Here is a 12,597-nt window from a genome sequence, read left to right on the forward strand (position 1 = left end):
GCGGGCATAAACTCAGTTGACGCGCGGCGGGCGCGCGGGCCGACAACGGGGGCTAAACCCCGGCTTGGCGCGCCTTGTCGCGGCCGGACCAACCGGGCGGCGGGCTTCATGGCCATGCAGCAAAGTTGTGTTGCACGGTTGGCATGAGCGCGGCCACGCCGGCCCGGCAACTCGCGCCCGCCCCGCATGGGGCGCGGCGATCACCGGGAGGAAGCATGAGCGTTCTGGCGAGGATGGGTGGCGGCGTCGGCGGTCGGATGATCGTCATGGGCGTGTCGTTGGTGGTGACGTGCGCGTTGATCACCCTTGGCGTGGTGCTGTGGCAGGGCGCGCTGCTGCAAGAGCAGGTCGCCGAGGAGACCGACAAGTTGGTGGCCGAGCAGGTGGCCAAGCAGGTGCAGAGCGCCTATTTCGTCTGCCAGGCCCAGCAGGCCTCGGCCCTGCGCGAGATCAAGCTGGGCCTGCGCATGGCCAGCCACGTCGCCGCCCAGCATGGCCAACCCAACCTTTTGACCGATCAGCCCCAGCCCTGGCGGGCCGTCGATCAATTCAGCAAGCATGCCAGCGATATTTCCTTGCCGACTCTGGCCCTGGGCCAGGCGGCCATCGCCGTCGAGCGCGACCCGGCCCGACCTTCGGCCATCGTCGACGGCGTCAGCCAGGTGACCGGGGCCGATTGCACGATCTTTCAGTGGGCGCCCCAGGTCGATGGCATGCTGCGGGTGGCCACCACCGTTCTGGGCAAGGACAAGCGCCGCGCCGTGGGCACCTACATCCCCAGGATCAGCGACGGCCAGCCCAACCCTGTTTTGGCCCAGGTGCTGGCCGGCAAAAGTTATTTTGGCCGGGCCTTCGTGGTCGACGCCTGGTGCGTCACGGCCTACGCGCCCCTGCGCGGGCCCGACGGCGCGGTGCTGGGCATGATCTACGTGGGCCTGAAAGAGTCGGAGATCCTGGCCCCGGCGCGTCGGGTGCTGCTGGGCATGCAGGTGGGCAAGGACGGCTACGCCTGGGCCTTGGGCGGCACGGGCGATCAGCGGGGCAACTACATCATCAGCAAGGGCGGCCAGAACGACGGCCAGAACATCCTGGGCGCCACCGACGCCTCGGGCCGCCAGTTCGTCAAGCAGACCCTGGACATGGCCGTGACCGCCAAGCCCGGCCAGGTCAACATCATGCGCTATCCGTGGCAAAACCCTGGCGAAAGCGCGCCGCGCACCAAGATTTCCGCCTTCACCTATTTTCCGCAATGGGACTGGGTGCTGGGCGTGGGGGCCTATGAAGAGGAATTTCAAGACGCTTGCAAGCGCGTGGAGGCGTCGTTTGCCGGCATGACCAGGAACGTGGCCCTGGGCGCGGGCCTGGCGGTGCTGTTGGCCACGGCCGTGGGTTGGCTGGTGGCCCGCCGCCTCTCCGGACCGCTGGCCAACCTCAGCCAGGAGCTTTCGCTGCACGCCGGCGGCGTGGCCCAGGCCTCGACCCAGATCGCCTCGGCCAGCCAGAACCTCAGCCAGGCCGTCGCGCAGCAGGCGGCGGGGCTGGAGCAAAGCGCGGCCTCGCTGGAGGAGGTGGCCGCCCTGGCCCAGGGCAGCCTGCGCCACGCCGACGAGGCCGAAGCGGTGACCCGGGACGCCGGCCACATTGTCGGGCGGGCCGGCCAGACCATGGACCAGCTCAAGACGGCCATGCTCAAGATCAACCAGGCCAGCGACCAGATGTCGGGCATCATTCGCACCATCGACGAGATCGCCTTCCAGACCAACCTGCTCTCGCTCAACGCCGCCGTCGAGGCCGCCCGCGCCGGCGAGGCCGGGGCCGGCTTCGCCGTGGTGGCCCAGGAGGTGCGGGCCTTGGCCCTGCGCGCCGCCGAGGCGGCCAAGGGCACCCAGGGGCTCATCGAGGATAACGTCGGTCGGGTGCGCGGCGGCCAAGAGCTGGTCGACCAGGCCGATCAGGCCTTTGCCGATCTGGCCCAGGCCGCCGGCCGCACCGAGGCGCTCATGGAGCAGCTTACCGCCGACTTCAAAAGCCAGGCCTCGGGCCTGGAGCAGATCAGCCAGGCCATGACCGAGATGGACCAGGCCACCCAACAGGCCATGGCCACCGCCGAGGAGTCGGCCGCCGCCGCCGAGGAGCTGGCGGCCCAGGCCGATTCCATGGATGGCATGTCGGGCCAGTTGCTGCGCGTGGTGCGCGGGGCCGACGCCGGCTAACGTTAGCCGAGCCAATGCGCGCCGGTCGCCCCGCCGCGGGCGGCCGGCTTTTTTTCGCGCCGCGGGCCGTTCGCCGAACTCGTTGACAAGGCGCGCCGATTCGGTTAAGGGATTGCAACGTTGTTCATCTGGCCAAGGCGGTGCGTTTGCAGGCGATGGACCCTATCAGTTTGACGCTTTCCCTGGACGGCCCGCCCGAGGCCGGCCAGGTCGAGCCCGTGGGCGGCGCGCTGGATGGCGGGCAGGTCAAGGCCAGGGTGCTGGAGTTGGCCGCGCCGGCCGACGAAGCCCTGGGCCAGACGCTCTCATGCCACGTGCCGTTCATCAAGGAAGTCAGCGATTACATAATCTTCAGCGGCGGCAAGCGCTTGCGGCCGGTGCTGTTCATGCTGGCGGCCCAGGCCGTGGGCGGCGCGGGGGATTTTCGCCGCGCGGCCATCTTTGAATACCTCCACGCGGCCACCCTGCTGCACGACGACGTCATCGACGAGGCCGGTCTGCGGCGCGGCCGGCCGGCGGCGCGCAAGCTCTACGGCAACGAGGCCGTGATCCTGGTCGGCGACTTCTTGTTCTCCAAAAGCTATTCGCTGGCCGCCGAGGAGCCCGACCACCGCTTCATCCAGGCCCTGACCGACTGCACCACCCACATGGCCGAGGGCCAGGTGCTGGAGCTGTTGCGCACCGACGACCTGGAGCTTTCGCGCCAAAAATATCTGGAGGTGATCGTGGCCAAGACGGCTGTGCTGTTGGCGGCGGCCTGTCAGATGGGGGCCATCCACGCCGGCGCGTCGCCCGAGGTGGAAAACGCGCTCTATCGCTACGGCCTGAGCCTGGGCGTGGCCTTCCAACTGGTGGACGACGCCCTGGATTATGTCGGCCAGGAGCACGAGTTTGGCAAGCCCGTGGGCCACGACTTGGCCGAGGGCAAGATCACCCTGCCCCTGATCCACGTCCGCGACGCCGCCGACGCCCAGGCCCGCCAGCGCCTGCTGGGCCTGGCCCGCGCCAGCCGCGCCGACCGCCAGGCCCTGGCCCAGGCCAAGGAACTGATCGTCCAGGGCGGCGGCGTGGCGCACACCTTTGCCCAGGCCCGGCGCTACGCCCGCCACGCCCAGCAAGCCCTGGAAGAGCTGCCCGCCGCCAACGACGCCTGGCAAACGCTCTTCGCCCTGCCTCACTACGTGGTCAACCGCCGCAACTGAAGGCGAGCCGCCGGCCACGGTTTTTGGCTTGGCAAAGATAGTCGTAGAATGATTATTTGGAAGACATACGTCTTAGCAATCCAAGTTGTTTTCTTGTCATCCAAACACAATTGCCAGGAAAATATCCTTTATCTTTATCTATTCTTGCGAAAACCATATTTGATTCAGCAGGCTCACCAACGTCGCGATAAAAGCACATGAAATCACTTGACCATGATTCAAATAAAGAGACGCCATGGTCATAGGATTTTGAATTACTATTCAATACACAATGCTTAATATAGCTCCATGCCTTATAACATTTTCCCTTCACCAAAGAATTGCCAGTAGTCGCACGTTTTTTTACATTTATCCTGTTTTTGGACACTCTTCTTTTTGCGGCGGCGAAAGATATATTTTGTTTTTCGGCAACATATTTTGCAGCAGATTTTGCACTTTTAAACTTCTTTCCGTCAAGGGTAACGGTTTTTGTATTAGAGCCACCACTTACCCCGCCACGAGAAATATTATACCCATATGGGATGCGTGTGTTTAACATATTGATCCAAAATTTCTCCTTCTCTTCAAGGTCATGCTTTGTGGTCCCGTGGTCAATAATCGCGATAGAAAATGCACTTGCGCCGGAATTTCTTATTGCGGCGTGCAAAGAATGCTTATTTTTTATGTTGCCTAAATTCGCTTGTGAAATATGATCTTCCCAACGTCTTTCAATCGTTTGCGTCGTAAGACCGACATATTGTTTTTGTGAAGACGAATGCACTATGAGATAGATTATCCCGTTAGTATAGCCAGGGTTAGGTATGTATCTGAAGGCGTCATCTGGGCTCAGACCGGATTTGATGAGTCGGCGAATTGTCGTGCTACTAGCAGGCGGATCATACTCGCGTATGGCAGCTGCCAGATTTGAAAACTTTTGACCATACACAATTATCTCTTCGGTTGATCTTGTACCGACCAACTTGCCCTTATCGAATATATGACTATCGTCAAGTCCTGCCTGTCTTCTTTTAAGGGCTCTCCAATAGTTCACAGATAGTTTGGCGCACTTTTCTTTAAAAGACCCTGCAAATTTTAGTTTTTTTGCACAATGTGGGCATGATGAACCTCGCAAATGGTTGCTTTGTGTTTGCCAGAATTCACCATGTGTTGGACACACTATTTTACCCTTTTTTGTGTTGTCGAGCGGAAAGAACTCATCATATCGATATTTAGCCCCGTGTACTAACTTCGCACGTTCCTCGAATCTCTGAATCATTTCGCTGTTGCTTTTAATTTTACTGCCTCTACACGTTCGGTCAAAAAACTTTGAAGCAATGCATTCTGGACAACCAGTATGTCCTAATATATGATTCCTAGGATTTTGAAAGAAAAATCTATTATGTGTTTTGCAGAAGATTTTAATTTTTTTATGAGTTAAGGGCATTGGCGGGACAAACGAATAATCATAGTGTTGATCAAAATACTGTGCAGCCCTTTCTTTAAATACAACCAATGTGATCTTTTGCGATTCATGATAGCACTGCCTGCAACCAACTCCTTTAGCGTGGTGGTTAGGCGTTATGCTGAATTTTCCATGCTCGGGGCAAATTACAATAACTTTCGTAGAACAGTTTACATATACCACTTCCGAGTAATCATATTTATTGCCGTGGGCTTTTTTGAAGTCAAAGATGATTTCATCTAGCGTCTTTTTGCGTGGCATTACACCCCCGCTGGCAAAAACAACTCTGCTAAATTGAGTAATGCTACCTGGACAAAATATCGATAATCTGGCCAACGCCAACGGCTAATCAGATCAGCATGTATATGCCAATCGCATGCTTTTCCCCGGCCCCCTCAGGCTTGGCGACGGGCCAGCAGAGCCGACTCCGGCCCATAACCGCCCGCCGCGCGTCGCTTTCCCGGCGGCTCGTGACCGCGCGCCCGGCCGCCCGCCGGAATGCGCGCGCCAAAAGCCAGGGGCCGCAAGCCGGATCAATCACATCAACATGAATACGACCCTATTGGGCCATGGCCTCCATGGCCCGGCCGGGATCCCGCTCCACCTGGGCCAAGATCTCGGCCACCTTGGCCTGGGGCAACCAATGCACCTCGCCGCTGCCCACGTCATAGATGGCCCCCACCACCTTGACCTTGCCGCCATGAACCAGATCGCGCGAGGCCGGGCTCCGCATGAACAGGTCGTGGATGCCCTGCCACACGTTTTCCTCGATGGCCGCCGGCAACACCGCCAAGCCCTTTTGATCGGGGTGAGCGCTCATGGCCCTTTGGACCGCCGGGACGATGGGCGCCACCAAGGGCGGGATGTTGCGCTCCAGGGCGTGGCCGTGACCCTGCAACTGGTTGGCCACGGCCATGACCGCGCCGCATTGGGTATGGCCCAGCACCACCAGCAGCGGCGTTTTCACATGAGCCAGGCCGTATTCGATGGAACCGGCCTCATCGGTTTGCACCACGTTGCCGGCCACTCGGATGACGAAAATGTCCATCACTCCGACATCGAACAATATCTCCACCGGCACCCGCGAATCCGAGCAGGTGATCACCGTGGCATAGGCGTGGTCGCCCTGGTTCTCGGCGGCCGCCTGGCGCAGCCGCGCCGCGTCGCGGTGGGATCCCGTGGCCTGGCCCGCCACGAAGCGGGCGTTGCCCTGGCTGAGCATCTCGATCACCTGGTCTGGCGAAGGGTTGGCGACGCTCTCGCCGCCCGAGGCCCAGGCCAGGGCCGCGACGGCCAACACCAGCATCAAGGCCAGACTCCACTTCATCATCATTTTTTTCATGGCGATTCGCTCCTTGGCGGGCGATTGATGGGTAATGGCCGCGCCTGGAGACACGCCGCCCCGAGCCATGCGCTCGCCTTGACCGCGTCCGGTCCTTGCTGGCGGGGCGCGCCATTGACTATTCCAGGCCAAGCTTGTTTGATTATAATTATAGGCGCAAAACACTTCTGAAATAATAGTCTTGAGGCCATTGCACGAGGCAGGAGCCCCAGGCAATGGCCTCATCGTGTGTAACGCCTAGATGTAGCTGCTAAAGACGTTGTTCGCATATCGCCTCATCCAAGGAGCGGCGTGCGCACAACCTCCGCCGGAATGCCCGAACCACGGTGTTGGTCGAGAGCTGGCAATGTCAAGAGCGCGCAGTCATGGGCTTTACCTGGCACGGACGGTTTCTGGATCGGCGCGGAATGTTTCAAGGATGGCAAGCTACTGAAAGCGATGACTCCGGCCCATAACCGCCCGCCGCGCGTCACTGCCACGGCGGATCGTGACCGCGCGCCCGGCCGCCAGCCTCGGCGCGCCTTGGACTTTACCCCGGCCCCTTCAGGCTTGGCGGCGGGCCAGCAGGGCCGCGCCAAGGGCCCCGACGATCTGCGGCTCGTCGTGGATCAGAAGCTTCGCGCCCAGGCGCTCCTCCAGCAGGGCGGCCACGCCCTTGTTCTTGGCCACGCCGCCGCTCATGGTCGTCACGCCGGGCTCGCCCAAGCTCTTGACCATGTTCCAGACGCGGTTGACAATGGCCTTGTGGATGCCCTTGATGATCTGCTCGCGGGGGTGGTTCTGGGCCACCAGGCTGATCACCTCGCTCTCGGCGAAGACCGTGCAGACGCTGCTGATCTTGACCGGCTCGCCCTGGGCCGACAGCGACAGCGGGCCCATCTGGTCCAGGCCCACCTGGAGCTTGGCGGCCATGACCTCCAGAAAACGGCCCGTGCCGGCGGCGCATTTGTCGTTCATGACAAAATCGCTGACCTTGCCGCCCGGCCCCAGGCGGATGACCTTGGAATCCTGGCCGCCGATGTCGATGACCGTCTGGGCCTGGGGGAACAGATGGGCCGAGCCCACGCCGTGGCAGGTGATCTCGGTGACTTTTTTTTGCGCGCCGGGCACGGACACCCGGCCGTAGCCCGTGCCGACGGTGCGCGCGATGTCCTCCGGGGTCAGCCCGGCCTTTTGCGCGGCCTGGGCCATGGCCCGCTGGGCCGCGTCGGTGGAGTTGGCCCCGGTCTCGACCACGGCGTAGGCCACGATGTTTTCGGCTTCATCGACGATCACCGCGTCGGTGCTCAGCGACCCCACGTCCACTCCGGCGAAATAAGTCATGATCAAGCCGCCTCCCTGCCCGGCGCGTCCTCGAGCGATTCGAAGAAGGCCTCCAGGCGGGTGCGCACCTGCTCCTCGCTCCAGACGCGCTCGTCGGCGATGTCGGCCTCGATGACCACCGAGGGGATGTTGGACTGGGCCAGCAGCAGGCGCTTGAGGTCGTATTGGCCCACGGAGTAGGGCTTGCACGAACGGGCGCTGTGGATGACCAGGCCGTCGACGTGATAGTCGGCGATGGCCCGCTGCATGGTTTTGAGGCGGTGGTTGAGGTTGTTGTTGAGGATGATGCCGGAGTAGGTCTTGGCGATGCCGGTGAAGGGGTCGCTCACGTCCATCAGGCCCTGGCTGGCGCTCCACGAGCTGGTGTAGGTGGCCACGACGAAGTTCATGTCGCGCTCGGCAAAGACGTTGGACAGGGCGTTCAACTTGTGCCAGACGGCGATGTTGTCCCACATCAGGCGCTTGCGTTCGTTTTTCAGCGCGCCCACGCCATCGCGCACGCGCTGTTGCAACTCGGCCAGCAGGGCCTCGTAGTAGTTTTTGGCCACGGGCAGGCCGCGCAGGCTGACCACGGGCAGCATCTGGGTGAAGGCGTCGAAGATGGTCATGGGCGAAGGCTTGGTCTTCATGGTGTCTAGCACCTCGCCCCAGAGCATGGAGGTGTCGCGCGATAGGCCCACGATGCGCACGAACTCGTTGTAATCAAAGCGCCGCCTGGTGTAGCGCTCCAAGTCCTCGACGATCTCTTGCAGTTGCTCGACCATGTAGTCGATGTCGGGCTGGACGATGTCGGTGAAGTTGAAGGGCGTGTCGAGCTGGATCAGGGGGATGTCCAGGTAGTGGGCGATGGCCTTGTACCAATAGCCCACGGTCTGGCAGATGTTGGTGGTGCAGAAGAGCAGATCGGGCTTGGGCAGATGGCCCACGGGCGTTTTGCCGCTGAACAGGTGGCCCAGGTCGATGCGGGCGTAGGAGCAGAGCTCGGGCGCGTAGCCATGCTCCTCGGCCACCTGGCACAGGGCCGCGCCGCGTTTGGCCGCCCCGCACAGGGCCGAATGGTTTTCGGGGTAGATGGTGTAGAAGCCAAAGGCCCGCAGCAGCTCCACCGGCGCGCCGGAGGTGACCCAGGCGATGGGCATGGCCCCCTTGGCGAAGCGCGAAAGAAAATAGTGCCGGGCGATGATGCGCTGCAACATCGCGCTGGAGCCCAGGCGTGGCCCCAGATGGGGGTTGGGCTGGCCCTGGCCCTTTTTCTTGGCCGCCCCGGCCAGCTTCATGGCCAGGCCCGCGCCCACGTCCTTCATGAACTGATATTCGATCTTTTTGATCAGCGACATGCTACAAAAACCTCCAGCCGGCCCCTAGCCCAGCATTTCGACGAAGGCCTCGACGCGGGTGGCCAACTGGCCCGAGAGCCCCTGGTTGAGTTCGGTTTCCATGAAAAGCGTCGGCACGCCTTGACTTTTCAGGGCTTCGATCAGTTGCGGCGCGTCGAAAAGCTCGGTTTCGCAGAACTTGACCAGGTTGAAGATTACGCCACGGCTGGCGCTGCGGTCGAGGATCACACGCAGAAACTCCAGGCGCTGGCCGAGGGGCGAGTTTTTGGTGCTGCACGGCGGCAGGCCGAAGTAGGCCTTGGCGAGCTGGCGCAGGGGGTCGGGGTCGTGGGCGGGCGGGGCCAGCATGCGCCGGCTGCAGGCCAGCAGGTCGTCGTGGCCCACGCGCACGCCCAGCTCATCCAGGGCGCTCAAAAGGGCCACGGGATTGGGCAGCACGCCGCTGAGCACCACGGCCGGGCCGTCGGGGCCAGGGCCGGAGCGCTCGGCCATGAAATCTTCCAGCGCCGGGATGAAATCATCGGGGTGGAGGTATTCGCCCAGGCGGATCAACTCGTAAAATTCGACGGCCGAACATCGCAGGTTGTTCTGGGCGCGCAGCATGTAAAGCTGGCGCAATAGTTCGGCGACCTTGGCCCCCTGGCGCACGGCGCTCCAGAGCTTGGCCTCGTCCAACGGGCCGAACTGGGGCGCCAGGCGTTGGGCCAGGCCATTGATCTGGCCGTAATAGTATTCGTGGGACGAAGGCCGGTAGGGGGCCTTGGGGTGGTAGAAAAAGTAGCAGGGCCGGTCGAGGCCGATATAATCGTTGACCACCGTGGCCAGATTCTGGATGCTGTCGCAGGTGTGCGGAAAGAGAAAGGCCTCCATCTGGTCGGCCCGGCCCTGGAGGATCAGCTCCAGGCCGCCCTGCACCACCGAGCAGATGTAAGGCTGCAAGTGAGCCCCGGCCGAGGAAACCTCCAGCGGCGGATCCCAGATCTCCACGGGCAGGATGTCCAGGGCCCAGAGGATTTCCTTGGGGTATTGGGCCGGCAGGACGCCCACCGGGCGGCGGCCCTTGGCCGCTTGCTCTTGGATGTATCGCCGGCGCGGCAAAATCGAGGCGGTCATGCGCACCTTCCGCAGTTTAAATTTTTGCCATTGACCATGGTAGTTTAGGTGGCCAAACATGGCCTGTCAAGGACGTTCCCGACCGCTGGGCCGGTAAACGATGGGAGATCGGCAGTGACGAACAAACGGTGTTTTCGAGGCGTTGGCGGCCGCTTGCGCGCGGTGGCGCTGGTCGTGGTCCTGGCCTTGGCGCTGGCCGGCGGAGCGGCCTGGGCCGGCGACGAACTGGCCTCGTGGCAAGGCCCGGCGCGCCAGGTTTTGCTCGACTACATCACCGCCGTGACCACGCCCGGCGGGCCCGATTTCATCCCGCCCGTCGAGCGCAAGGCCGCCTTTGACGTCGACGGCACGCTCATCGCCGAAAAGCCGGTTTTTCTGCCCCTGGAGCTTTCGTTCCAGCGCCTGGGCCAGGTCTGCCCCAAGGGCGGCCCCGCGCCAGAGGGCATGACCGATCTCTGCGCGGCCCACGCCCGGGGTGACCGCCTGGCTCTGGAGCGCCAATACATCGCCCAGGCCCTGACCAAGCCCTTTGTCGGCATGAGCTTCGACGACTACCAGGCCATGGCCCGACGGCTGATGGACCAGGGCGTCAACCCGGCCAACGGCAAGCCCTATCGCCGGCTGATCTATCCGCCGATGCTAGAGCTGATCGAGTTGTTGCACGAAAAAGGCTTCGTGGTCTATCTGTGTTCGGGCTCGCCCAATTTCTTTTTGCGGGCCATCAGCGCCGACTACCTGGGCGTGGACCCGGACCGCTGCATCGGCACGACCTATCAGGCCGTGGTCCACGAAAGGGGCGGCCGCATCGCCTTCAGCCGCGGCGCAAAGGTCGAGTCCCTCAACCTGGAGCTGCAAAAGGCCGTCAACCTCCTGCAACGCCTGGGCGGGCCGCCGGTGCTGGCCTTTGGCAACTCCGACGGCGACAGCCAGATGCTGCGCTACGCCCTGTCGGGCCGCCGGCGGGGCCTGGCCCTGCTGCTGGTCCACGACGACCCCCGCGAGTTCGCCTATGGCCATGACGGCTTGGTCGAGGCGCTGAGCGCCGAGGGCGTGGTGGCGGTGAGCATGCGCCAGAGCTTCCGCCAGGTGGAGACGACCGACCGCTGAAGGGCTTGGCCCGCTATTTGCCGCGCCAGAGGTTTTTGCTCTGGTCGGCCAGATCGCGGCCCTCGCCGGGGTAGCTGCGGCGCTGCTGGGGCGGCGTGGGCGCTGGCGGCGCGGGCCAGCGGCCGGGTTGGGGCAGGGGGCCTTCCAGGGCCGCGGCGGCCGGGGCCCGGCCGACCAGGGTCGGCGCGCGGCGCGGGTCCACGCCCGGCTTGGGCCAACAGAACTCGATGGCCACGCCGTTGGGGTCGAAGGAATAGACCGACTCGATGAAGCCCAGATCCATCACCTCCGAGACCCAGAAGCCGGCGGCCTCCAGGCGGTCCTTGAGCAGCCAGAGGTCGTCGCGTTCATTGAGGCCGATGGCCAGGTGATCGAAGGCGAAGGGCCCCTCCACGGGCAGGCCGTGGTCCTTTTCGGGCAGCGGCCGCACTTGGGGCCAGTGGAAAAATCCGATCATGTCGGTTGGCGATATCTCGAAGAAATAAATCTGGAAACCCGGATCGGCGATGCCGACCACCAGAGGCATCTCCAGCAGGTCGCGCCAGAAAAAAATCGTTTTGTCGATGTCGGCCGTGGCCATGGCCAGGTGGTTTACGCCGTTGTAGCGGCCCATCGTCGCTCCTTTTTGGTCGATTCGTCGATTGCGCGGGCTCGACGGCCCGTTAATCACATTTTACTACACGGCCGCCCATGGCGGCATGGGCCATGGTTTGCACTTGACAGGGCTTGGAAAAAATGGTCTATGCCCTTAGCGCCGGTTGTGGCTGGATGGCGCGGGGAGGCCCTCCGCGCCGCGGGCTTGACGAAGGCACGCGATCTGTGATATCTAGACATTTCGGCGCATTAACTCTATTCTTCGCAAGCATCGCATCTGGCGCGGACGTGGTTGGTTCGGTATTTCACAAGGAATTCGGCCGCTTCCGGCCGGGGCGTTGTTTGTTGGGCGCGGGAAGGCCGATACGGGCATGACTCTCAAGGAGCTTCTGGCCAAGAAAAAAAAGGCCATCGTCGCGGGGTGGATGGACAGCGTCATCGAGACCTACCCCGAGGAGACGGCCCAGTTTTTGCGCAAAAAGAGCGACCGCATGCTCAACCCGGTGGGCGCGGCCATCGAGACCGAAACCGAGCGCCTCTTCGATTTGATCCTCGAAGGCATCGATCCCGAAAAGGCGACGAAATTTTTGGATAACATCATTCGCATCCGGGCCATCCAGGATTTCCGTCCAGCCCAGGCCCTGGCCTTTGTCTTCGCGCTCAAGCACGTGGTGCGCCAGGTGTTGGGGAGCGATCTGGCCAAGGGCGGCCATGCCGACGAGCTATGGGATCTGGACAAGGAAATCGACCGGTTGGCCTTGATATCCTTCGAAATCTACATGGCGGTGCGCGAGCAAATCTATCAGTTGAAGGCCAAGGAGGTTCACTCCAACGCCTTCATGCTGCTACGACGCTCGGGCCTGCTGGTGGAGCAGGAGGGGGCCAGTGCGGATGAAGGCGAAAGTGATTGAAAACAAGAAACGAG

The 12,597-nt window shown here is 62.4% G+C and carries 10 protein-coding genes; 4 read left to right on the forward strand and 6 right to left on the reverse strand.

Annotation, left to right across the window (positions count from 1 at the left end):
- Positions 1-215: 215 nt before the first annotated feature.
- On the forward strand, positions 216-2,213 hold the full coding sequence (locus tag DEBA_RS02765; protein WP_013257381.1) for a methyl-accepting chemotaxis protein: 1,998 nt from the start codon (positions 216-218) through the stop codon (positions 2,211-2,213).
- 155 nt (positions 2,214-2,368) lie between these two features.
- Complete coding sequence (locus tag DEBA_RS02770) at positions 2,369-3,415, forward strand: polyprenyl synthetase family protein (RefSeq protein WP_013257382.1); 1,047 nt, start codon at positions 2,369-2,371, stop codon at positions 3,413-3,415.
- A 52-nt stretch (positions 3,416-3,467) separates the two neighbouring features.
- Here DEBA_RS02770 and DEBA_RS17600 read toward each other — a convergent pair whose 3' ends face one another.
- The 5 genes from DEBA_RS17600 to DEBA_RS02790 form a co-directional block, all read right to left on the reverse strand.
- The gene (locus DEBA_RS17600; protein ID WP_013257383.1) at positions 3,468-5,117 is read right to left on the reverse strand and encodes a GIY-YIG nuclease family protein; all 1,650 of its coding nucleotides are present in this window, start codon (positions 5,115-5,117) and stop codon (positions 3,468-3,470) included.
- Positions 5,118-5,415: 298 nt separating this feature from the next.
- Positions 5,416-6,198: a carbonic anhydrase gene (locus DEBA_RS02775; RefSeq protein WP_013257384.1), complete on the reverse strand. Its 783-nt coding sequence runs from the start codon at positions 6,196-6,198 to the stop codon at positions 5,416-5,418.
- Between the two features lie 543 nt (positions 6,199-6,741).
- Positions 6,742-7,521 (reverse strand): acyl-CoA dehydratase activase, encoded by a 780-nt coding sequence (locus DEBA_RS02780; protein WP_013257385.1) that lies wholly within the window; start codon positions 7,519-7,521, stop codon positions 6,742-6,744.
- Positions 7,522-7,523: 2 nt separating this feature from the next.
- A complete protein-coding gene (locus tag DEBA_RS02785; protein ID WP_013257386.1) occupies positions 7,524-8,858 on the reverse strand; it encodes a 2-hydroxyacyl-CoA dehydratase subunit D in 1,335 nt (444 codons plus the stop codon).
- Positions 8,859-8,882: 24 nt separating this feature from the next.
- Positions 8,883-9,971: a 2-hydroxyacyl-CoA dehydratase subunit D gene (locus DEBA_RS02790; protein WP_013257387.1), complete on the reverse strand. Its 1,089-nt coding sequence runs from the start codon at positions 9,969-9,971 to the stop codon at positions 8,883-8,885.
- A gap of 162 nt (positions 9,972-10,133) precedes the next feature.
- On the opposite strand from DEBA_RS02790, the gene DEBA_RS02795 reads away from it, so the two are divergent.
- Positions 10,134-11,078 (forward strand): HAD family hydrolase, encoded by a 945-nt coding sequence (locus DEBA_RS02795; RefSeq protein ID WP_245528533.1) that lies wholly within the window; start codon positions 10,134-10,136, stop codon positions 11,076-11,078.
- A 13-nt stretch (positions 11,079-11,091) separates the two neighbouring features.
- Here DEBA_RS02795 and DEBA_RS02800 read toward each other — a convergent pair whose 3' ends face one another.
- Complete coding sequence (locus tag DEBA_RS02800) at positions 11,092-11,691, reverse strand: VOC family protein (protein ID WP_013257389.1); 600 nt, start codon at positions 11,689-11,691, stop codon at positions 11,092-11,094.
- A gap of 352 nt (positions 11,692-12,043) precedes the next feature.
- Between DEBA_RS02800 and DEBA_RS02805 the strand changes: the two genes are divergently transcribed.
- Positions 12,044-12,583 (forward strand): RsbRD N-terminal domain-containing protein, encoded by a 540-nt coding sequence (locus DEBA_RS02805; protein WP_013257390.1) that lies wholly within the window; start codon positions 12,044-12,046, stop codon positions 12,581-12,583.
- The last annotated feature ends 14 nt before the right edge of the window (positions 12,584-12,597 follow it).

Source organism: Desulfarculus baarsii DSM 2075 (genome assembly GCF_000143965.1).
Classification (GTDB): Bacteria; Desulfobacterota; Desulfarculia; order Desulfarculales; family Desulfarculaceae; genus Desulfarculus; species Desulfarculus baarsii.